Origin of the sequence: Rhodococcus sp. As11 (assembly GCF_048957735.1) — a bacterium.
GTDB lineage: Bacteria > Actinomycetota > Actinomycetes > Mycobacteriales > Mycobacteriaceae > Rhodococcus > Rhodococcus gordoniae.
Genome location: NZ_JARDJE010000003.1, coordinates 137,375 through 158,884 on the forward strand (window position 1 = coordinate 137,375; position 21,510 = coordinate 158,884).

17 protein-coding genes and 1 pseudogene are annotated in these 21,510 nt (G+C 67.3%); 9 read left to right on the forward strand and 9 right to left on the reverse strand.

Going from position 1 to position 21,510, the window contains the following annotated elements; translation table 11 throughout:
- Positions 1–8: 8 nt before the first annotated feature.
- The 4 genes from PV766_RS05080 to PV766_RS05095 are packed head-to-tail and all read right to left on the reverse strand — an operon-like array spanning position 9 to position 5,656.
- Positions 9–1,556 (reverse strand): oligosaccharide flippase family protein, encoded by a 1,548-nt coding sequence (locus PV766_RS05080; protein ID WP_421096554.1) that lies wholly within the window; start codon positions 1,554–1,556, stop codon positions 9–11.
- Between the two features lie 13 nt (positions 1,557–1,569).
- Positions 1,570–2,652 (reverse strand): glycosyltransferase family 4 protein, encoded by a 1,083-nt coding sequence (locus PV766_RS05085; RefSeq protein ID WP_371053831.1) that lies wholly within the window; start codon positions 2,650–2,652, stop codon positions 1,570–1,572.
- A complete protein-coding gene (locus PV766_RS05090) occupies positions 2,535–3,935 on the reverse strand; it encodes an O-antigen ligase family protein (RefSeq protein WP_421096555.1) in 1,401 nt (466 codons plus the stop codon). Before PV766_RS05090 ends, PV766_RS05085 begins: the two co-directional genes overlap by 118 nt.
- A complete protein-coding gene (locus PV766_RS05095; RefSeq protein WP_421096556.1) occupies positions 3,932–5,656 on the reverse strand; it encodes a serine aminopeptidase domain-containing protein in 1,725 nt (574 codons plus the stop codon). The genes PV766_RS05090 and PV766_RS05095 overlap by 4 nt, the downstream gene beginning before the upstream one ends.
- Positions 5,657–5,839: 183 nt before the next feature.
- Between PV766_RS05095 and PV766_RS05100 the strand changes: the two genes are divergently transcribed.
- The 3 genes from PV766_RS05100 (at position 5,840) to PV766_RS05110 (ending at position 9,350) form a co-directional block, all read left to right on the forward strand.
- Positions 5,840–6,955, forward strand: a complete 1,116-nt coding sequence (locus PV766_RS05100) for a glycosyltransferase (RefSeq protein ID WP_421096557.1) — start codon at positions 5,840–5,842, stop codon at positions 6,953–6,955.
- 353 nt (positions 6,956–7,308) lie between these two features.
- Positions 7,309–8,808, forward strand: coding sequence for a sugar transferase (locus PV766_RS05105; protein WP_421096558.1), 1,500 nt, complete (start codon positions 7,309–7,311; stop codon positions 8,806–8,808).
- A gap of 83 nt (positions 8,809–8,891) precedes the next feature.
- Positions 8,892–9,350 carry a DUF6098 family protein gene (locus tag PV766_RS05110; RefSeq protein ID WP_421096559.1) on the forward strand — a complete coding sequence of 153 codons (459 nt, stop codon included), beginning with the start codon at positions 8,892–8,894 and terminating at the stop codon, positions 9,348–9,350.
- Positions 9,351–9,417: 67 nt separating this feature from the next.
- On the opposite strand, the gene PV766_RS05115 is transcribed toward PV766_RS05110, so the two are convergent.
- From PV766_RS05115 to PV766_RS05125, 3 genes and pseudogenes are all read right to left on the reverse strand, one after another.
- Positions 9,418–11,460 (reverse strand): CocE/NonD family hydrolase, encoded by a 2,043-nt coding sequence (locus tag PV766_RS05115; protein ID WP_371053836.1) that lies wholly within the window; start codon positions 11,458–11,460, stop codon positions 9,418–9,420.
- 12 nt (positions 11,461–11,472) lie between these two features.
- On the reverse strand, positions 11,473–12,765 hold the full coding sequence (locus PV766_RS05120; protein ID WP_371053837.1) for an ATP-grasp domain-containing protein: 1,293 nt from the start codon (positions 12,763–12,765) through the stop codon (positions 11,473–11,475).
- A 127-nt stretch (positions 12,766–12,892) separates the two neighbouring features.
- Positions 12,893–13,243: pseudogene (locus PV766_RS05125) on the reverse strand (catalase); the annotation flags it as partial.
- Between the two features lie 66 nt (positions 13,244–13,309).
- Between PV766_RS05125 and PV766_RS05130 the strand changes: the two are divergent.
- Entirely contained in the window at positions 13,310–13,549 is a 240-nt protein-coding gene (locus PV766_RS05130; RefSeq protein ID WP_421096560.1) for a hypothetical protein, read from the forward strand.
- Between the two features lie 55 nt (positions 13,550–13,604).
- The gene (locus PV766_RS05135) at positions 13,605–14,084 is read left to right on the forward strand and encodes a DUF421 domain-containing protein (RefSeq protein WP_016931901.1); all 480 of its coding nucleotides are present in this window, start codon (positions 13,605–13,607) and stop codon (positions 14,082–14,084) included.
- A gap of 9 nt (positions 14,085–14,093) precedes the next feature.
- On the opposite strand, the gene PV766_RS05140 is transcribed toward PV766_RS05135, so the two are convergent.
- Together PV766_RS05140 and PV766_RS05145 are read right to left on the reverse strand one after the other, a co-directional pair.
- Positions 14,094–14,663 carry a hemerythrin domain-containing protein gene (locus PV766_RS05140; RefSeq protein ID WP_129975791.1) on the reverse strand — a complete coding sequence of 190 codons (570 nt, stop codon included), beginning with the start codon at positions 14,661–14,663 and terminating at the stop codon, positions 14,094–14,096.
- 19 nt (positions 14,664–14,682) lie between these two features.
- A complete protein-coding gene (locus tag PV766_RS05145; RefSeq protein WP_165369195.1) occupies positions 14,683–14,835 on the reverse strand; it encodes a hypothetical protein in 153 nt (50 codons plus the stop codon).
- A 91-nt stretch (positions 14,836–14,926) separates the two neighbouring features.
- On the opposite strand from PV766_RS05145, the gene PV766_RS05150 reads away from it, so the two are divergent.
- From PV766_RS05150 to PV766_RS05165, 4 genes are all read left to right on the forward strand, one after another.
- Positions 14,927–15,925 (forward strand): zinc-binding alcohol dehydrogenase family protein, encoded by a 999-nt coding sequence (locus PV766_RS05150; RefSeq protein WP_129976006.1) that lies wholly within the window; start codon positions 14,927–14,929, stop codon positions 15,923–15,925.
- Positions 15,926–16,100: 175 nt separating this feature from the next.
- Positions 16,101–16,514, forward strand: coding sequence for an SPW repeat protein (locus tag PV766_RS05155; protein WP_064851748.1), 414 nt, complete (start codon positions 16,101–16,103; stop codon positions 16,512–16,514).
- A 383-nt stretch (positions 16,515–16,897) separates the two neighbouring features.
- Complete coding sequence (locus tag PV766_RS05160) at positions 16,898–20,356, forward strand: indolepyruvate ferredoxin oxidoreductase family protein (protein WP_371053839.1); 3,459 nt, start codon at positions 16,898–16,900, stop codon at positions 20,354–20,356.
- A 53-nt stretch (positions 20,357–20,409) separates the two neighbouring features.
- Positions 20,410–21,495: a Glu/Leu/Phe/Val family dehydrogenase gene (locus PV766_RS05165; RefSeq protein ID WP_255161679.1), complete on the forward strand. Its 1,086-nt coding sequence runs from the start codon at positions 20,410–20,412 to the stop codon at positions 21,493–21,495.
- The last annotated feature ends 15 nt before the right edge of the window (positions 21,496–21,510 follow it).

Here is a 21,510-nt window from a genome sequence, read left to right on the forward strand (position 1 = left end):
CTGCAACCTCAACGGGACTTGACGAGACCGACGAGGCCGAGCCCGCCGGTGATGGGAAGGACGTGGGTTCCGGCCAGAACACAGACTGCCGAGATGACGGCGGTGACGGGCCAGGGGAGATCGTAGCGCTCCGCGAACAGCGACATCCACACGGCCACCGCAACACCCAGCAGTGCGATCGCGCAGGTCTCTGCGAAGGGGAACAAGCGCCCGATCCGCACCGTACGGGCCACGACGATCCAGATCGCAACGAGCATCGCGGCCTCGGTGAGCGCGGTCGCCAGAGCTGCTCCGTCGAACGACATGCGGGGGATGAGCACGAGGTTCGCGCAGACGTTCCCGACGAGCGCGGCCGCTGCGACCCAGGGATACACCCGGTGTCGAGCGGTCGCGATGAGCACGGTGAGACCGAGTTGGGTGAGCATCGACAGGGCACTGCCCAGTACCAGTAAGCGCGAGGCGTCGGCGGCGTCGGCGAACCGATCGCCGTAGAGGAGAGAGAGGACGCCGTCGGCCGAAGGCCAGAAGGCGGCCGCAGCTGTTGCACCCAGCACCGCGAGGAGCATCGCCGCCTCACGTGTGCGGTCGCGGAACTGTTCGCTCTGCGCCGGCCAGGTCGCGACCAGCAGCGTGGTCACGGGACCGACGACCGTCGACGAGACCATCGACAGAAGATCGGCGAACTTGTAGCCGACGGTGTACAGACCTACCGAGTCGAAGGTGTCCATGCGGCCGAGCATGAGGATGTCGACTTTGGACAGCACCGTGAGCAGAGCGAAACCGATGCTGAGCGGGATCGCTTCGACGAGCATTTCCCGCCAGCGCCACAACTGGGCGCGCGCGGCGGGCAGGGGGCCGGCCTTCCCCGCACGTACGCCGCGCACGAGAATGCCCGCCCCGGCGATTTCGTTGATCACGGCCGGCACCACGAGTACGAGCAGCACCGGGTTCCACAGCACGGCAGCGATGGTGGCGATCAGTTGGGCGAGTTGGCCGAAGGTCTCGGCTACAGCCACCGACGCCATCCGCAACCGGCTCTGATACATGACGGACAGGGCGTTGTTGGGAGTCGCGATCACCACGACGAGCCCCGCGATCACCGTCGCCCACACGACATCGGAGGAGTATCCGAGGAGTAGTACGTACCCGATGGCCAGTGCGTAACCGAGCAGACCGAGCACGCCACGCAACGCGATGAACGCGGTGGTGACGTAGGAGACCTCCCACGGATTGCATTCGACGAGCTTGGCGAGCACCACGCGGCCCACGCCGAGATCGGTGACGACGGACAGCAACCCGAGCAGGCCGAAGACGAAGGAGAACTTGCCGAAGTCGTCCGGTGCCAGCGCGCGGGCGACGATCATCGAACCGGCCCAGCCCATCGACGCGACGGCGAGCCGGCTGCCGAGCATCACGACGGTGTTGCGCCGCGCGGCACGCCCGTCGAGCCGGGGTGTCCGGGGTTCGTGGAGAGTGCCCCCGGGGTCGTGCGCCGCGGCGATCCGTTCCATAACGACGGTCTCGGCCATGCGGTCGGCCAGCGAATGTCTGCCCACGGCGGCGGCCTTCTCAGATTCTCAGGCCTGCGATGCGGTAAGCGTCGCGCGTGAGCTCGGCGGTGCGCCTCCAGGTCGAGGTCGCGGCGACCTCGCGTCCGCGTGCGCGCAGCGCATCGGCGGTATCGGTGTCGTGGACGACCACCCGCAACGCCGCGGTCCACGATGTCTCCGTGTGTTCGGTGACGAGCAGTGCTCCGTCGTCGACGATGTCGGGCAGGGCACCGACGGCGCTCGTCACCACCGCGCCCCCGCACGCCATCGCCTCGAGCGGCGGCAACCCGAAACCTTCGTAGCGCGAGGCGTACGCGACGGCGCTCGCCGCGGCGTACAGTGCCGGGAGGTGTGCGGTGGGAACGTAACCGAGACCGATCGAACCGGCCGGCGCGTCGGGTCCGGTGGACCCGGCCCCGGCCAGCACCAGGGGGATGTCGAGGATGCGGCACGCGTCGGCGACGAGCGCGACGTCCTTGCGGGGTTCGACGGTGCCGACCTGCAGGACGAACCGTTCGGGCAGCCGGTAGGCCCTGCGGATGTCCCGTACCTTCTCGGGGGTGGGAGGTTTCGCCCACACCGCGGGTGCGAGCGGGGTGACCACGGCCTCGCGACCGCACAGGGCGTGCAGACGTTCGGCGGTGAAGTTCGAGACCGCGACGAGCACGTCCGCCCGCCTCATGGCATCTCGCAACAGGGCGCGCTCACCGGCGGCACGATACTTGCCGAACGCCCACGGGGTGTCGAAGACGGCCAGATCGTGGAACGTCGAGACGGTGACGCCCGAACACAGAACAGGGACGTCGACGTCGAGACTGTGGAACAAGTCGACGCCCCACACGGGCATCTTGGCGTAGAGCATCCGTCGCACTCCGTCGGCGACCGGCCGCACGTGCGGGGCCACGCGACACGGCAGCTCGCCCGTCGCGTCATGTTGCACGGAGGCCCGCAGCGCCGCTGCGGGGAGCAGGAGGTCGAGCGCGTTCAGGAGTTCCCGGACGTAGGTCTGGACGCCACTACCGGACGGACGGAGTGCGAGGGCGCCGAATCCGATGTGGGGGGCAAGTTTCGGTGAAGTGACCAGTGTTGGGTCAGTGCGCATCCGACAGTTCCTAACAGTAGCCAGAAATAGACGTCGAGAGGGAAGATCTCGAGATAGGTCGCCACCGTGGAGGCGATCGCTGCCGCGACGATCGTGCCGCTGACACCGAGTGCGAGGGCGGCATCCTGCCCGCTCATGATCCGCGATGCGCGCAGCGTCGAGACCGCGGCGCACACGAGTACGAGAACGAACAACCACACCCCCAAGGGGCCCAGTTCCACGGCGAGCTTCATGTAGTAGTTGTCGGGCTGATAGGGCATGAACCCGAACTGCACCGCGGCGTGCAACGACAGATCCGACAGCATGGGGTTGCCGTCACCGAGATGCTTGGATGCGGCCGAGCCGGTCGCGCCGAGTCCCTGGCCGAAGGGGTGCACCCACAGTGACGACAGGGTCTGCGACCATCCGTCGCCGCGTTCGCCGAGACTCGACGAGGAGAACAGCGTTGCGAGAACCGAACTCGGTGCAGCGACGAGGACGATCGGTACGAGCACCGCGATGCTGCCGAAGGCGAGGAACAAAGCCCGGTAGCGGTGGATCGCGAACCACAACAGGGCGACCGCCAGCCCGATATAACTGGCGCGCACGATGGTCACACCCATGCCGAGCAGCATGATCGGCGTTGCGCACAGGAACACCTTGTTGCGGAGCCGATGCGGGTCGGCGAACGCTACTGCGCAACCGACGATCAGGGAGATCATGACGAACAACCCGAAGGCGAACGGCGTGGTGAAGGTGCTGAAACTGCGCAGGATCCCACCGGTGGTGCGGAGATGCTCGTCCCAGCGATAGCCGAGTTCGGCGAGTCGCTCTCCGCCGACGACCTGCTGTGCGAGACCGACCACCGCGGTCAGTACCCCCATACCCATGATGATCGTGACGAGGCGATCGCGGTCGCGGGCGTCGAAGGGCGCGCGCCACAGGATGACAGGGATGACCAGATAGAAATACGTGATCTTGAGCGCCGTGATGCCGGCGAGTCCGGAGACGGCAAGAGCGGACAGTACGCCCATCGCCACCCAGGCGGCCACAGCCGGCCACCACGGATACGACGGAGCGGGAAGTCGGCGACGGTACGGACTGACGAATGTGGCTGCGAGAGTGAGGAGGAGAACGCCTTCCTTCCATGGCGCGAGTGCCTGCCCGCCGGGCACGATCGTCAGCAGACCGTGCAGCGGAGTGAGGGCCGCGACGATCAGCAGGCCGTTCTGCGCCCGTAGATACAAGAGCGCGAACAGCGCGATCACTGCCGGAAGGGCGAGCAGCAGGACAGGCGTCGTCACGAGACGTGCTCACTGTTCATCGGCTCGACCGGCACTGTCCCGAACTCGCCGAGGATGGTGGAAGTGACAGCAGACCTGAGGAATTCACGGCCGTCGCGGTGATAGCCGCCGTGATCGCCCACCGGTCCGGCGATGATGTGACCGGTGAATCCGCGGCGCCGCAACCGCATCAGGCCCTCCTCTCCGCGCTGGGATTCGAAGGAACGATGATCCTGGGCCGACAGCACGACCGTGGTCGAAACGTCTGCACGTCGCAGCGCTTCGAGTACGACTTCGGGCACCTGTGTGACGCCGAACTTCCCGAGCAACAGCCACAGCCGGTACGGAAGATGCCTCTGCGCCCACGGTTTGATGCGGGCGCGAAGAGTAACGGAACTGTTGTCGACTTCTCCGGGTACTCCGGGTACTCCGGGTGCTTCGGGTGCGGGGGGAGCGAGCATGTTCCGCAGTGACTTCCGTCGATGGGTCGACCACAGGATCATGTTCACGAGTACAGCCGCGCGCGCGTGCCCTCGGATGCCGACCCATGCCGCGTACCATGCTCCGGAGCACAGTCCCATCACGACGAGATCCTCTGGGGCGACGCCGAGCGAGGCGACGGCATCTTCTGCGTCGCGATCGGACGTATCCGAGTACAGCGGAGTGGGGACCGCTCTGTGTGCCGTGCCGGTGTCGCCCACGCCGGTCCTGTCGAAACGTATCGAGGAGACGCCGTGCGCGGCGAGACTGCGCGCGAGTTCGACCCACAGTCGGCTCGGCCCGACCCGGTGTTCGTACGCGGTCCCGAAGAACAACACCGTCGAACCGGCGGAGCCCGTGCCTCTCACTCCCTGGGTTCGAAGAGCGAACATCGAGTTCGGGCCGAGGTACTCCGCGCTTTCCGTGATCGGAACTCCGGTGTCGGTAGTCGCGACGACCGCATGTTTCCGGTCGGGGAAGCGGATTTCCGTGGTCGAGCTCGGTGCGGCAGCACCGATCCAGTCGGCGATGCGGCCGAGGTGACCGGTCGGGATCGCCGGGTGGAGGGTGCTGGGTGTGGTGAAGGACTCATGGCCGTGCAAGGAGAGTTCGTCTGCCTCGAGTGCTGCGGCGAGCCGGGCGACCGCTGGCGTTTCGCGGGCCGCGGGCCGGGTCGCAAGCAGGGTTCGTGTGCCGGCCAGAGAGCGTGGATCGATCCTCAGAGCGCCGAGCGCCTCGGCGGCCTCGGGGGCGAGCACTCCACCGATCATCGACACCCGTGGATCGTCGGGGTGGTCCATGCCGAGGGCGAGGCGATAGAGAACGCGTTGTTCGCGTAGGAATGCGCGTCCCGAAACGATCGGATCCCACAGGACTGCGGCATCGACCGGACCGCACTGCGGTAGCGAGGTGGCTGCGATCAGTGCTCCCGCGCGCAATCCCACGACGGTGACGTGTGCGGCGCCGCCGGCACGTGCGGTCGCGACCGCCGCGGCGACACTGCGCTGCCATGCCTCGACCGCATCGGGTGAATCCTGATCGCCCGCGGAGTCGCCGGTGCCCTCGTAGTCGAAACGCAATGCCGCGAGTCCGCGCTCGGCGAGTTGTTCGGCGAGGGCCTTGACCCCCCGATAGGTGTCGAGATGTTCCTTGCCGAGAGGCGGGCACAGCACCACCGCACCGCGTGCGCGGCCGCCGGAGGGAAGGTGGACGTGGCCGAGGAGGGGAGACTCGGCGTCACCGAACCACGATGCGTATTGCACATCCACTCCGTGACCTCCACTGTCGAGGGGGTGAAAGACGGGGTGATTTCTCGACCCGTGGTTCAACCCTGAATCTTCTTGTCGTTCGGACGCATTCGGATCGAGGCACCACTCCGGCCCGTTACCGCTCACTCCCGGCAGGGTCATAAAGTACCCCTCGGACGATTCGGGGTTTTCGAAGGGATGGTTGTGCCTGGAATCCTGGTGCACGAATGGATCGCACGCGACGGAGGTTCGGAGAAGGTTCTCGACGAGTTCGTCCGCACCTTCCCCGACTCCGACGTGCTGTGCCTGTGGGACGACGCCGATCGGTATCCGGATCGGACGGTCCACGAGAGCGGCCTGGCGCGCACACCCCTGCGACGGCACAAGGCGCTTGCCCTGTCCGCCATGCCGTACGTCTGGCGGCGGCGACCCGGCTCGTACGACTTCGCGCTGGTCAGCTCGCATTGCTTCGCTCATCACGTCACCTTCCGGAGCGTCCCGAGCGGGTTCGAGAAGTTCGTCTATGTGCACACCCCCGCGCGCTATCTGTGGAATCCCGAGCTGGACGATCGGGGTGCCTCGCTCGCGGTGCGGTGCGCCGCGCCCCCGCTGCGGGCCCTCGATCGGCTCCGCGCGCGGGAGGGTGCGCGCTTCGCTGCGAACAGCGATTTCGTGCGCCGGCGCATCGAGCGGGCCTGGGATGTCGAGGCGCGTGTGATCTTTCCTCCCGTCGAGACGACCCGCATCTCGTCGGTGCCCGACTGGCGTGATGAACTGTCCTCGGTCGAATCCGCCCTGCTGGAGAGGCTTCCCGAGATCTTCGTGCTGGGGGCATCGAGGTTCGTACCGTACAAGCGACTGGATTGGGTGATCCGGGCCGCCGACCTCGCCGGGGTGCCCGCGGTGATCGCGGGATCCGGACCGGAGGAGGGCCGGCTGCGGCAGCTCGCCGCCGAGGCGGCGGTACCGGTTCACGTCCTCGCACGGCCGTCCGATGCTCTCCTCTACGCGCTCTACCAGCAGGCGCACGTCTATGTCTTCCCTGCGGTGGAGGATTTCGGGATCATGCCTGTCGAGGCGCGGGCAGCGGGAGCACGCGTGATCGTCAATTCGCTCGGAGGTGCTGGTGAGACGGTCGCGGAGGGTGTCGACGGCTTGTGCTTCCACGAGGACACGGTGGAGGCCGTCGCCGAGTGCATCGTGGCGATCGACGCGGTGCCGAAGGGGGGCGACGGGTCGGTGGCGCGGCTCTCCTCGGAGAACTTTCGCCGGCGTATCCGAGACTGGGTGGGCGAGAGAGCCGGACCGGGGTGACTCAGATCATGCTACCGGCGAGTAGCTCTACTCTTGTCGGTGGTTCGTCCCTGTTGTACGGTTCTCCCGGGTCGGGAGCCGTAGGTTGGGATGGGGGATTGCCATGTCTCGAGGCCGCCGACCGAACTCCGTTCGATGCTGCTCCCTCGTGCGTGGTCCCGCGAAATAGACCGACTCGCACTCTGTTCGGACCGTTTCGGTATCCGCTCGCGGGTGAATGTTGCCTGCGACACTGTGGCCGTGTGCACTGAAACGAAACTCGCACGTCGTCCGATCAAACGGACAAAAGCACCAAAACGACTATCGGGCTGTCGGGGCCACGCTGTTGGGTGGAGTAGGCAAGCAGGAGAAGCATGGGGATCGGACCCGAGCTGGCGCGCAGCAGTGTGCCGGCCCGCGATACGAGCGGTGGTCGCGGAAGTGTCCCGCGCCGGCGATGGCAGCGGAGTTACCGGAGGTCGTTGACGGTTACCGATACGGCGATCGTGATGGTGACCGTAGCTCTGGCACAGCAGGCCGGCTGGACCATCGATGGGGCGGCCCACAGTGTCGGCCCGGCTGCGGTGGTGGCGGGTATGTGGCTTGCGGTGCTCGCGCTCAACGGATCTCGCAAGGATCCGATCGTCGGCAGTGGTGAGGAGGAATACCGGCTCGTCACGAGGGCCACTGTGCAGACCTTCGGCCTGCTCGCCATCGCATCGTTCGTCGTCGACTCGTTCGCCACCGACCTGAACACGATTCGGGCCTATCTGCTGGTGGCTCTTCCCGTCGGACTGGTCACGTTGCCTCTCGGTCGGCGGTGGTGCCGTCGAGTGATCGAGCGGCGCCGCGTCCGGGGCGAATTCAGGACGTCGGTGCTCGTCGTCGGTTCCGAACACGCGGTGGATGCGATGGTCGGATCATTCGTCCGCGACACCTCGGCCGGATACCGCGTCGTCGGCGTGTGCACCACCGGGCACACGGGCGACACCGACCGCGTCATCACCGTCGCCGGTCAGGAGATCCCGGTGCTCGGAGCGGAGACGGACGTGATCAACGCCGTCAAGCTCTCCGGTGCCGACACCGTCGCGATCGCGGCCGGAACCCACTGGGGCAACGGCGACATCGGCGATCTGGCCTGGGAGCTCGAGCCCTACCGCGTCGATCTCGTGGTGGCTCCCGGCGTCACCGACATCGCCCTGCCGCGACTGTCGATGCACCCCGTGGGCGGACTGCCGTTCGTGCACGTCGAGGAGCCGCAGTACCGCGGATCGCACCGGCTGGCCAAGACGACCTTCGACCTCGTGTGTGCGGTCCTTGCCCTGACGGTCGCGGCGCCGGGCATGCTCGTGGTCGCCGCGCTGATCAAACTCCAGGACGGCGGCCCGGTCTTCTACCGGCAGGAACGCGTCGGACTGGGCGGCACGGTCTTCCGGATGTGGAAGTTCCGGTCCATGGTCGTCGACGCCGACCGGATGGTCGATACAGTTCGCACGCAGACCGGGCAGGACGACGCGACCTTCTACAAGTCCGCCCGCGATCCGCGGATCACGCCTGTGGGACGGTTCATCCGCCGCACCAGCATCGACGAACTGCCCCAGCTGTTCAACGTCCTCTCCCGCGACATGAGTCTCGTCGGCCCGCGTCCCCTCGCGGTCGGTGAGGGGGAGAAGATCCCGGGCTTCGTTCCCCGCCGCATCCTGGTGCGTCCCGGCATGACGGGACTGTGGCAGGTCTCCGGCCGATCCGATCTGGCCGAGGCCGACCGTATCCGCCTCGACCTGTTCTACGTGGCGAACTGGTCGATGGTGCAGGACCTGCTCATCGTCGTGAAGACGGTGCGGGCGGTGCTGGCGAGCGACGGCGCCTACTGACCCGACCGAGCGGCGGGGTTTCGCGGTCGGGGAGCGGGGAACTCTTCGAATTCGTCCTGGAGTGTCGGCAGGAGGAGGAGAAGGTGAGCACGTCCGTCCGAAGATTCCATCCCGACCCCGACGACATCCCACTCGTCACGTCACTCGACCAGATCGCCGATCTCGCGACGGATCCGCTGCTGTACCTGAGATATTCGAGGGGACCGGCAGCGGACGCCGAGGACGGACCGAGCCGCGACCACGAGGCGAACCTGACGCTGCCGGGGCTCTCGGTCACCACCCTCGCCCCCGAGCCGTGGTGGCGGCGCCCCGTCAAGGACTGGGTCGCCCGACGTCTCTGCAAGTACACCGAACTCGACGAGGAGGACGGACGCTTCGCGTGGATCCTCACCGGAAGGATGGTCGGACGCGGTCCAGATCACGAACCGTTGCTCGTCGACGTCCGTCCCCACGCGCGGCTGAGCAAGGGTGTCCTGGACGAGGCGAGACACTGGTACGACGAGCATTTCGACGTCGGCAACGATTCACGCAGGAGTGCGTGAGTATCGTTCGCGCAGAACATCGGCAGCCCACCCCGATGCGGCGCGGGGTGGGCTGCCGATGTGCGTGTCACACGAGGTCCCGTGGGATCCGGCGCTGCCAGTTCTGCGCATGGACCCGTCGATCGCCGTGATCGTCGTCGAGCTCGAAGGCATCGAGCTCGGCGTTGATCACGAACTCCTCGGGAGTGGAGGTGAGGATCGTGCGGGTGCGGACCTCGGTGCGCCAGTCGTCCCGTTCGTAGCGGCGCAGGGTGCGGGTCTCACCGCGCACCGAATTCGGATCGTTGCCGCCGAAACTGAACCACTCCTGGGTGCGGCGCCGGATCACGGTGCCGGTCTCGTCGATCCGGAACGACCCCTGGTCGTCGAGGATGTCGAGAGTCGACACGCCGGTCGCGAGGTCGCGGGTGGTCCGCCAGTGGTGTTCACCCGGCTGCAGGAGCGTGATCCCGAGTTCCGGAGCCGTCTCCGGCTCCCCGAATTCGCGTAGGTGTGCGTCCTCCGGTCGCGGTGGCCGTACCGGCAGATGCAGATGTCCACCGGTGTACACCGTGACCTCGGCGGGTGTCGGGGACGGCCACGCCAGGGGGAAGTAGGAGGTGGACAGCGACAACCGGAGGCGGTGCCCGGCCGGGAACACGTGGGCCATCCCGTTGAGCTCGATCCGGATGCGATAACGCCGTCCCGGTTCGAGAGCTTCCGGTTTCTCACTGCTGTCGCGGTGGGTGAGGTTCAGCAACCCGTAGGTCACGCGTGTCGCCTCACCGTTCGGCGCGACGTCGGACAACCGGGCGGCGAGCATCGACACCGGACTGTCCGACGAGACCTCGAGCTCCACCTCGGGGCGACCGAGGATCTCCGTCGTGGTGTCGAGCGCCTCGGTCTCGAAGACGAGCGCACCGCCGTCCTCCTCACGCTGGTCCGACGGCAGGTCGGGCGTCGCAGCGTAGGAGGCCCACTTGCCGGCGAACATGCCCACGCTCAACGGGGATCGGAGCGGCAGCGGCCTCTCGTCGACCGCGAGGGTGCCGTCGTCGTCGGGATGCAGCGCATGCCGATCGAAGGTGAAGCGGCGGTGCTCGATGTTCGGTGACGGCCACGACGGTTCGGCCACCCACCGGCCCGGACGCTCCGCGTAGGACGGGTTCGGTTCGATGGCGTCCTGCATCCAGGCCCGCACCATCGGTTCGTCCATCACCCCCGTGTCGATGCCCTTGAGCCAGTGGTCCCACCACCGCACGACCTCCTGCAGGAAACCGATTGCCGGGCCGGGGACGCCGAGATGCGGATACTTGTGGCCCCACGGCCCGATCAGTCCCTTCCGGGGGACGTCGAGATGTTCCATCAACCGGAAGATGGCGTTGGTGTACCCGTCGGCCCAGCCACCGACGGCGAGGACCGGGCACTGCACGGCAGAGTAGTCCTCGTTGACGGAGGCCCGCTTCCAGTAGTCGTCCCGGTGCTGGTGTTCGAGCCACTTCTCGATCCACAGTCCACTGCCCTCGAGCCGTTCGTGCCACATCTCGCGCCACCGGTCGCCGACGATCGCGGGATCGGGGGGCAGGCTGTTGAAGGCGAACATCACCGTCGCCTCGGACAGGTTGTCGGACAACAGACAACCACCCATGTAGTGCATGTTGTCGACGTACAGATCCTCGGTGGCGGACGCGCTGACGATCGCCTTCAGGGCCGGCGGCCGGCGCGCGGCGACCTGCAGGCTGTTGAAGCCACCCCACGAGATGCCCATCATGCCGACGGAGCCGTCGCACCACGGTTGCGACGCCAGCCATTCGATGACCTCACAGGCATCGTCGTGTTCGTCGGCGAGGTACTCGTCGCGCAGCACCCCGTCGGAGTCCCCGCTTCCGCGCATGTCCACTCGTACACAGGCGTAGCCGTGGCCGGCCATGTAGGGATGGTTCAGTGCGTCCCGTCCGCGGGTGGTATCGCGCTTACGGTAGGGGATGTACTCGAATACCGCGGGCACGGGGTGCTGTTCGGCGTCGACGGGCAGCCAGATCCTTGCCGCGAGCCGCGCACCGTCACGCATCGTGATGAAGACGTTCTCGATGACACGGACCTCGTTCGGGAGGTCTGTGATCGTGCGCATGCCGACCTCCTCTCAGTTCTCCGGCACCGGATCGAAGGTGAACGGAAGTGCCTCGAGTCCTTGCCGATAGCGCTGCCCGAGCTGTTCGACGCTGTCGGCGCCGATGTACATGGTGCCCAGCTCGTAGCGATAGGCATCCTGGTTGGGCAGGTCGGCGAGCCGGTCGCCGGGAGCGACGTCGATGCACACCAGGGCGCCGGGGATCGTTTCACGCAGGCGCGCGATGTCCGCGTCCGTGGGCACCGACGTGACGATGCCGTCCTCGTAGCGCGGGATGATGCACTTCGCCGCGACGGCGGATTCGCCCTGCCGGTACGGCATCCGGGGCGGCCGGCCGAGCGCGATGTCGATGGCCACCTCGTGGTTGGAACTCCCGTCGACCTTGGCGAACAATTCGCTGTGCGACTGAGAGATTCGCGTGTTGACCTCGATCAGCCAGAGTTTGTCGTTCTCCTCGTCCCACATGAATTCGGAGTTGAAGCAACCGTTGTCGAAGCCGACGTGTCGCAGGTAACGCTCGGTGATGTCGATCATGCGTGCCTGCACCTCGTCGGGCACGGTGCTCGCCGGGTAGTCGAGGCGCTCGAAGCTGTGCCCCGCCGCGTCCTTGCGCATGTCGAAGACACCGTGAATACCGAACTGCCCCTGGAACATCGTGCCCTCGGGAGCGGCCTGGATCCCGCTGACGACCTGCTCGGCGAGGCAGGTGGTGCCGGAGCTCTCCCCGATCTCGTCCGGAAGGTCGACGCGGCGCAGCACTTCGTCGAATGCGTTGCCGACCAGTCCGATCTTCTCCCGGATCTCGACGAGGGCGTCGGCGAACTCCTGCTCGTTGCGGATCTCGAATCCCAGCTGCGAGGAATGCGATTTCACGGGCTTGACCCAGAACGGGAAGTCGAGCTCGATGCTGTCGAGTGCGTTGTCGTCGAAGGGATCGAACGAACTGAACTGCGGGACGCACTCGGGAACGGATTCCTTCTGGGCCAGGCGGCTCCAGTACTTGTGCTCGGTGGCGACGATGCTGCGCAGCGACGGCGAGGGGATGTTGCGTTCGGCGGCCAGGATCGGAGCGAGCACGCTGGTGGGGAAGTCCCAGTGGGCGATGATCCCGTCGACGGTGCCGGGGAAGGCGTCCAGTTCGCGCCGACAGGTGTCGAGAAGATCGTCGAACACGTATTCGTCGGGCTCCACCAGGCTTTCGTAGTCGAGCAACCCGTAGAAGCTCAGCTGGTCGGCGCCGCGTACGGTTTCCAGTTCCTTGCGCTGGATGTCGGTGAGTCCGAGAACGAAGATGTTGGTGCTCATGCAAGAAGCCTTCCCGCTCCCTCGCGGCACGAAACAATCGGATAACGAAACGGACCGCCGGGAAGGTACTTTCACGTGCAACCACCCCGGCTCACAGGAGCCGGGGTGGTTGCATCGAAAGGAAGAATCAGGGAGTGTCGGGGTCGAGGGCGTCCTTGACCTTGCCCACGAGTCCTTTCTCCGTTCCCAGTGCGGCGGAGCGGGGCTTTCCCTGGGACCCGTCGTAGGTCGCGTACAGCTTCGGGTCCGGTGGCGGTGCGCTCGCGACATCTCCCAGCGGGACAGGGTCGGCGAGGAACGACATGGGTGTCGTGCCGTCGGGTCCGGTGCCGTGCGCCCAGCGTCCCTGATCCGCGGCTGCTCCGTCCGACAGATGCCACAGGCTCGACGCATGTTCGGAATGTTCCTCGTCGAACAGCGCGTTGGGTGCGATCGGGCTCGGTTCGATGCCGTCGGCCTTCAATTCCTCGATGGCGGCCCAGGGTGGTGGCTACGACCTCGAGTTGACCTACCCGCGGATCGCGCGTCCCGGGATCGATGTTCCGTGGTCGGTGAAGGTGCATCGCGACGGGGGTTCGAGGGAGAGATCGTCCTCGCGATCGACACGTCCTACTTCGAGATCCTCGAGATGCGAGTGCGCCTGCCCGAACCGGCGTCCGAGACCGCGGGCAACGGATTGGTGCATCTGACCTTCGATCCGCCGCCGGGTGACGAGTTCACCTTCGCGCTCGACGTTCGGATCCGCGCCGGGAAACAGTGGGCGAATCGGGCTCCGTCTCGGTGATGGACGGCGAGAACTCGGCAGTGACAATTTATTTCGATACCTGGTTGGTGCCCTGATGGAGATCGTGATCCGCGCGCTCGTCCTGTTCCTGTTCCTGTGGGGAATCACCCGCCTCGTCGGTCGTTCCACCGTCGGTGAACTCAGTACATTCCAGCTCGTGCTCTTCGTGGCGATGGGTGATCTCGTACAGCAGGGCATCACCCAGGACGACGTGTCCGTGACGACCGCGGTCCTCACCATCGGCGTCTTCGCCGTCCTGACCTTGGGTCTGGCGACCATCAACGCCCGGTACCCGAGGATGCGCGGGATCACCCACGGTGTCCCGGTCGTGATCGTCGAGGACGGCGAACCGGACATGCAGAACCTGAAGCGGGAACGCCTGTCCCTCGACGACCTTCTGGCCGCAGCGCGGCAGGAAGGGATTCGCCGGTTCTCCGACATCGAACTCGCAGTGCTCGAGACGAACGGCCGGGTCTCCTTCTTCACCCGCAGGCGCGCGCAGGACGGCGCGCCGGAGGAGCCGGACCCGGCGTGAGGACGGCCGTCAGTCGGTGCGACGTCCCGTCAGGGCATCGCGCAGACGGTCCACCATGCCGATCCCCGGGCCTACCGTCTTGTGGAACAGTTCGGAATGAGGCGCGGACGGATGCGGTCGGGTCGGCGCCAGCTTCTTGGCGGCCTGTACCTTGGTGCCCACCTCCACGAGCGTGTCGTGCCCGAGGTGTGCCCTCAGTGCCGGAAACTGCTCGGACTCTTCATCGTTCGCGTGGTGGCGTAACAGACTCTCCAGCTTCTTCACCAGGGACGTGAATTCGGCACTCGACGCATCTGCACCCTCGAGTTGCTTCATCACCTGCACGATCTCGTCGTGCTCCTGCTTGTCGTGTTCGACGGCTTCCGTCCCCCCGGGTAGGTGTTTCTCCATTTCCGGATAGACGAACATCTCCTCGGCGACCGAGTGCCTCATCACCTCGGCGATCGCGGCGTCGGTGAGATCCCGGCGCTCGTCCGCATCGAGAGTGGTCTCTGCTCGGCCCAGAAGCTCGAGCATCTCTCGATGGTCGTCGGTGAGGATGGTGACGACATCCGTGTTCTCGTGAGCGGGTTCGTTCATCGTTGTCTCCTTCGAATGGTCAGGATCGTCCGGTATCGCCGGTCTCGGCCGACTCGTCCTCGCCTTCCGCCTGGTCCGGCTGCCGCGGGGCCTTCGAGAGGAGGTTGTCGGGGTCGGCATCGGGATCCTGGGCCGGATCGTACGAATCGGCGGAACCTTCTGTGCTGCTCATGTATGAAGGGGTTCACCGGTGCCGATACCGGCAAACACAGGGATATCGGCGAAACGCAGGGGAGGCGGGAGCCGTGGACGAACCCCGGTCGATGAGGGCGTGGCGAGTGACCGAGCCCGGCCCCGTCGCCGGTCACCCGATGAGCTTCGAATCCGTCCCGCTTCCGGAAGCAGGCGCGAACGATCTGCTGGTGCGCGTGCTGGCGTGCGGTGTGTGCCGCACCGACCTGCACGTCGCCGAAGGTGATCTCCCCGTCCACCGGGCGGGGGTCGTCCCCGGGCACGAGGTCGTCGGGGTCGTCCATCGGGTGGGCGAGGCGGTGGAGGGGTTCGCCCCCGGCGACCGCGTCGGGGTGGCATGGCTGCGGTCGACATGCGGGCGGTGCCGCTACTGTCGCCGGGGCGACGAGAACCTCTGTCCGAATTCGAGATACACCGGTTGGGACGACGACGGTGGATATGCCGAGTTCGTCGCCGTGCCGGCGGCGTTCGCGCTACCGCTCCCCGGCGGATACGACGACGTCGAACTCGCTCCGCTGCTCTGCGCCGGCATCATCGGCTACCGCGCCCTGAAGCGCGCATCCGTCCCGGACGGGGGCAGGCTCGGTATCTACGGCTTCGGCGGTAGCGCCCATATCGCTGCGCAGGTCGCCATGGCGAGAGGTGTCGAGGTCCACGTCATGACGCGGAGCGAGGACGCGCGGACCCTCGCCCGCGAGCTCGGGGCCGCGTCCGTACAGGGTGCTGCGGACGCGCCACCGGTGCCTCTCGACGCCGCCATCCTCTTCGCGCCCGTCGGAGACCTCGTGCTGCCCGCCCTGGAGGCGCTCGACCGCGGTGGCGTCCTCTCGATCGCCGGCATCCATCTCACCGACATCCCGCAATTGAACTATCGATCGCACCTGTTCCAGGAGCGCGAGATCCGGTCGGTCACGGCCAATACCCGCGAGGACTCCCGGGAGTTCCTCGGCTTCGCCGCGAACCACCACATCAGGGTCGCGACGATGCGGTACGGGCTCCCCGACGCCGACCGTGCACTGGAGGATCTCGCAGGCGACCGCGTGCGAGGCGCTGCCGTCCTCGTCCCTTGAGAGTTCGGAGATCGATACTGCTCGGATACGCCCGAGATCACCAAGTCGGGACTTTCTCCCCTACGGCAGAATCCTGTCCGGGGCGACGATAATGGTGTCGGACCCAGGAGGGCCCCTCGGACTTCTCACCTACGAGGAGATGAGGACAATGTCGACATCATCGGCTCACTCTGCAATGCACACCCATCCCGATATCGTCGAGATGCGCGAACGCTACGACCGGATGGGCGAACAGCCCACAGTCCAGGTCACCGACGGATTGATGATGGTCGCCGGGCTGTATGCGGCGGCATCCGCGTGGATCATCGGATTCGCCGACCAGACGGCACTCGCCACCACCAATCTGATCTGCGGGCTCGCGGTCGCACTGCTCGCCATGGCGCTCGGTTCGGCCTACGGCCGCACCCACGGCCTGGCGTTCATCGCGCCTCTGCTCGGTCTGTGGCTGGTCGTTTCGCCGTGGCTGGTCAGCGGCGTCGATACCAGCACCTCCATGATCTGGTCCCACGTCATCGTGGGTGTGATCGTGTTCGTCCTGGGCGTGGCCACGGCCGCGATGGGAACCGGTCTGATGGACCGTTCACGCTGACCGGTTCGGTGCAGTAGCCCCGGGCGGTGCTGCCGGCTGCAATTCTGAACCGGCAGCACCTGGCCGGGTGCGGCGTCCGGACGCCGCTTCCGGCTACCGGGGGCAATACCCCTCGTTCGAACGCTGCAACCCCGTACTGCGCAGCGGTAGAAGGCCGCGGCGTCCGCTCTGTCGAACAGGGAGGGGCGATGCGCCAGGGGTCCGGAACTGAGCACCGTGCGCATTCATCGGGTGTGCCGTGGGTCACATCTGATCGAAATGAAGCATTGAAAAATCTTCTGTTGACGAGTTCGCCTAGCCCAATTGACTATTGCTGTACCAAATGACGCGATCGAAGCGGCGCAGACACAATCGGACGCCGCGACGAAGGACGGTGGTACGCAATGACCGAGACCGTGATCCGCGAGAGCGAACGAGTCCCGTACGACCTCGACGACCGATACCGCTCGGGGTCCGGCACCGTGCTGCTCACCGGTGTCCAGGCGATCGCCCGCCTGTTCGTCGAACAACAGGTGCGTGCCATGCGGGAGGGCCGCCGGGTGGCGACCTTCGTCTCCGGATATCAGGGCAGCCCCCTCGGCGGTCTCGACAAGATGCTCCACGGCATGCCGAAGGTCCTCGCCGAACACGACATCACCTTCGTGCCCGGATTCAACGAGGAACTCGCCGCCACCTCCGTGTGGGGAAGCCAGGGGCAGCTCGGCGCCGGCACACCGACCCACGACGGCGTCGTCGGTGTCTGGTACGGCAAGGGCCCCGGCCTCGACCGCGCCACCGATGCCCTGCGCCACGCCAACATGTACGGGGTGAACCCGAACGGCGGCGTGCTGCTCATGGTGGGCGACGACCCGGCGTCGAAGTCGTCGACCGTCCCCGCCGTCAGCGAGCGGTCCCTCGCCGCGCTCGGCATCCCGGTGCTGTTCCCGCGCAACGCCGCCGAGATCGTCACGATGGGCCTGCACGGCGTCGCGCTCTCGCGCGCCTCGGGATGTCTCGTCGCCCTCAAGATCGTCGCGGACGTCGCCGACGGCGCGTGGTCCGTCGACGGCTCCATCTCCGACCTGCCCATCACGGTCCCCGAGGTCGAATGGGAAGGAAAACCCTTCGTCTACACGCAGCGCCCCATGGCCGCGCCCGGCGACAGCGTCATCGCCGAGGCCGACCTCTACGGCCCGCGCTGGAAGGTCGTGCAGGAGTACGGTCGTCTCAACGGCCTCGACGTGATCGAGGTCGACCCGCCGCAGGCCCGCGTCGGCCTCGCCGCCACCGGCACCACCTTCGACGCCCTGCGTCAGGCCCTGCTCGACCTCGGCGTCGACGACGCCGCGCTGCACCGCGCCGGCATCCGTCTGCTGCGCATCGGCATGCCGTACCCGATCGGACCCGAGATGGTCCGCGAATTCGCCCGTGGCCTGGACGAACTGATCGTGGTCGAGGACAAGACGGCTTTCGTCGAGACCCAGATCCGCGAGATCCTCTACGGCACCGCGAACGCCCCGCAGATCGTGGGCAAGAAGGACGCCGACGGCCGCCCGCTCGTGCCCGTCGACGGTGAGCTCACCGCCGGTCGCCTGCGCGGCCCGCTGCGCCGCGTGCTGCGCGGCCACGTCGAACTCGGCCCCGCGCCGCTGCCGCAGCTGTCGCTCGAGGTGCTGTCGACCGCGCGCACCCCGTACTTCTGCAGCGGCTGCCCGCACAACCGCTCCACCGCCCTTCCCGAGGGGTCGATCGGCGGTGGGGGCATCGGCTGCCACACCCTGGTCACCCTGTCCGGCCGCAAGGACAGCGCCGTCACCGGCCTGACACAGATGGGTGGCGAAGGTGCGCAGTGGATCGGCCAGGCGCCGTTCACCGACATCGGTCACATGTTCCAGAACCTCGGCGACGGAACGTATTTCCACTCCGGCCAGCTCGCCGTGCAGGCATGCGTCGCCGCCGGGGTGAACATCACCTTCAAGCTGCTCTACAACGACGTCGTCGCGATGACCGGCGCACAGGACGCCGAAGGCGCCCTGAAGATCCCGGCGCTGACCCACAAGCTCACCACCGAGGGCGTCCGCAAGATCATCGTCTGCTCCGACGAGCCGAAGCGTCTGCGCAAGCGCACCCTCGCCCGCGGAACCGTGGTCTGGCACCGCGACCGGCTCGACGAGGCGCAGAAGCTGCTGCGCGAGATCGAGGGCGTCACCGTGCTCATCTACGACCAGCACTGCGCCGCCGACGCCCGCCGCCAGCGCAAGCGCGGCACCCTGCCCGCCCGCACCACCCGCGTCGTCATCAACGAAGCGGTGTGCGAGGGCTGCGGCGACTGCGGTGTCAAGAGCAACTGCCTGTCGGTGCAGCCGGTGGACACCGAGTTCGGTTCCAAGACCCGCATCGACCAGACCTCCTGCAACACCGACTACTCGTGCCTCGACGGCGACTGCCCGTCGTTCGTGACCGTCGAGACCTCGCCCGGCAAGCCCGAGCGCCGCACGGCGCCGACCCCACCGCGGGTTCCGGACGCCGTCGTCGACACCCCCACCGGGACGAGCAACGTCTTCCTCGCGGGCATCGGCGGCACCGGCATCGTCACCGTCAACCAGGTACTCGCGACGGCCGCGCTGCGCGCCGGCTTCGAGGTGGAGTCGCTCGACCAGATCGGCATGAGCCAGAAGGCCGGTCCGGTGGTCTCCCACCTGCGGTTCGCCGCCGACGGCCTCGAGCCCGGCAACCGGGTCGGACCGGGCGGTGCCTCCGCTCTGCTCGCGCTCGACCTGCTCACCGCGACCGAGCCGAAGAACCTCGCGTACGCCGATCCCGCCCGGACCGTCGCGGTCGCGTCGACGAGTCGCGTCCCCACCGGCGACATGGTGTACGACCGCTCGGTCCGGCACCCCGACGAACAGGACCTGCTCGCCCGCCTCGACACCGCGACCCGCACGACCGTCTCGTTCGACGCGCTCGCCGCCGCGCAGGAACTGTTCGGCGAGACCTCGGCCGCGAACTTCCTCGTCGTGGGCGCCGCCCACCAGCTCGGCGGACTGCGGATCCCGGCCGCCGCGATCGAGGAAGCGATCGAGATCAACGGTGTCGCAGTCGCGACGAACCTCGCCGCCTTCCGCTGGGGCCGGGTGGCCGTCGCCGATCCGGCCGCCTTCGCCGCCGCGACCGAACCGGCCCGCGCGGAGCGTGCCGCCACTGTCGCGCCGGAGCGGCTGTTCGCCGGCGCCACCTTCACCGGTGAGGTGGAGCGGCTCGTGCGGATCCGCGCCGCGTCTCTGATCGACTTCCAGAACGAGGCCCTGGCCGCGCGCTACATCGAGCAGGTGCAGTCGGTGTGGGAGGCGGAACGGCGCGTCACCGAGCGCACGGAGTTCAGCGAGGCCGTCGCCCGCGGGCTCTTCAAGTTCACCGCCTACAAGGACGAGTACGAGGTCGCCCGGATGCTCGTCGACCCGGCCTTCCTCGACGAGGTCCAGGGCCAGGTTCCCGGCGGCCACAAACTCACCTATCGCCTGCACCCGCCTGTGCTGCGTGCGCTCGGCCGGGACAAGAAGGTCGGCTTCGGACCGAAATCGCATGTCGCGCTGAAGGCCCTGGCCAAGGCCAAGCGTCTGCGCGGTACCAAGCTCGATCCCTTCGGCTACGCCCACGTCCGGCGCGTCGAGCGTGCCCTGCTCGCCCACTACACCGCCACCATCCGGCGGCTCGCCGCCGACCTGGACGTCGATTCCTACGACCGCGCCGTGGAGATCGCGGCACTGCCCGACACGGTGCGCGGTTACGAGGACGTCAAGCTCCGCTCCGTGGAGCAGTACCGGACCCGTCTCGCCGAACTCGGCGTCGACACCGAGTTCTGAGCCGACACCGACTTCCGATTCGTACAAGTCTTCTGCTGGAAAGGAACACACGCGTGACCACCTCGATTGCCGCCCACCCCGACACCGGACCCGCCTCGGGAGTCTTCGGCCGATCCCGCCGCCTCACCGACCGTCCGCACGAGCAGGTCGTCTTCCATCAGGACGCCGAAACCGGACTGCGAGCGATCGTCGCGATCCATTCCACGGCCCTCGGCCCGGCCCTCGGTGGAACCCGCTTCTACCCGTACGCAGACGAGGCCACGGCCCTCGAGGACGTGCTGCGCCTGTCGTGGGGCATGACCTACAAGGCGGCGGTGTCGGGTGTGGATCTCGGTGGTGGCAAGGCCGTCGTCATCGGCGATCCGAAGACGGACAAGAACGACGAATTACTCGCCGCCTACGGGCGATTCGTCGAATCCCTCGGTGGTCGCTACATCACCGCCGCCGATGTCGGAACCCGCGCGGAGGACCTCGACGTGGTGGGCCGGCACACCGCCCACGCGGTGGGGCGCACCGTCGCGGCCGGTGGATCCGGCGACAGCTCACCGCTCACGGCCCTCGGTGTCTTCCAGGCCATGCGGGCGGGAGCCCGGACCGTCTGGGGCGAAACGACTCTCGCGGGTCGCACGGTCGGCGTCGAGGGGCTCGGGAAGGTCGGATACGAGCTCGTGAAGCTGCTCGTCGCCGACGGGGCCGAGGTGATCGTCTCCGACGTCAACCCCGCCGCCGTTGCCCGGGTGCTCGACGAGTTCCCGGCGCAGGTCACCGACAGTGTCGTCGCCTCCTCCGCCGAGGTGTACGCGCCGTGCGCGCTCGGCGGCACGCTCACCCCGTCGACGGCGTCCCTCCTCGACGCGCGGCTCGTGTGCGGTGCGGCCAACAACCAGCTCGCCGTGCCGGAGGTGGAGAACATCCTCGGTGAGCGCGGAATCGTCTGGGTGCCCGACTATGTCGCGAACGCGGGCGGCCTGATCCAGGTCGCCGGTGAGGTCGACGGATCGGACGTCGAGGTCGTCCGCGGACGCGTGGAGTCGATCTTCGACCGCACCACCGAGATCTTCGACGTCTCCGGCACTCTCGGCGTCACGCCGGGTGCCGCCGCGAATCGGATCGCCGAGCGTCGCATCGATACTGCCTGATCCGCACAGGGGAAC

Coding starts and splice junctions, on each gene's coding strand:
- PV766_RS05150 (WP_129976006.1), top strand. CDS start 14,927: ATGAGGGCGTGGCGAGTGACCGAGCCCGGCCCCGTCGCCGGTCACCCG.
- PV766_RS05145 (WP_165369195.1), bottom strand. CDS start 14,835: ATGAGCAGCACAGAAGGTTCCGCCGATTCGTACGATCCGGCCCAGGAT.
- PV766_RS05160 (WP_371053839.1), top strand. CDS start 16,898: ATGACCGAGACCGTGATCCGCGAGAGCGAACGAGTCCCGTACGACCTC.
- PV766_RS05100 (WP_421096557.1), top strand. CDS start 5,840: ATGGTTGTGCCTGGAATCCTGGTGCACGAATGGATCGCACGCGACGGA.
- PV766_RS05135 (WP_016931901.1), top strand. CDS start 13,605: ATGGAGATCGTGATCCGCGCGCTCGTCCTGTTCCTGTTCCTGTGGGGA.
- PV766_RS05085 (WP_371053831.1), bottom strand. CDS start 2,652: ATGCGCACTGACCCAACACTGGTCACTTCACCGAAACTTGCCCCCCAC.
- PV766_RS05140 (WP_129975791.1), bottom strand. CDS start 14,663: ATGAACGAACCCGCTCACGAGAACACGGATGTCGTCACCATCCTCACC.
- PV766_RS05120 (WP_371053837.1), bottom strand. CDS start 12,765: ATGAGCACCAACATCTTCGTTCTCGGACTCACCGACATCCAGCGCAAG.
- PV766_RS05155 (WP_064851748.1), top strand. CDS start 16,101: ATGCACACCCATCCCGATATCGTCGAGATGCGCGAACGCTACGACCGG.
- PV766_RS05105 (WP_421096558.1), top strand. CDS start 7,309: ATGGGGATCGGACCCGAGCTGGCGCGCAGCAGTGTGCCGGCCCGCGAT.
- PV766_RS05115 (WP_371053836.1), bottom strand. CDS start 11,460: ATGCGCACGATCACAGACCTCCCGAACGAGGTCCGTGTCATCGAGAAC.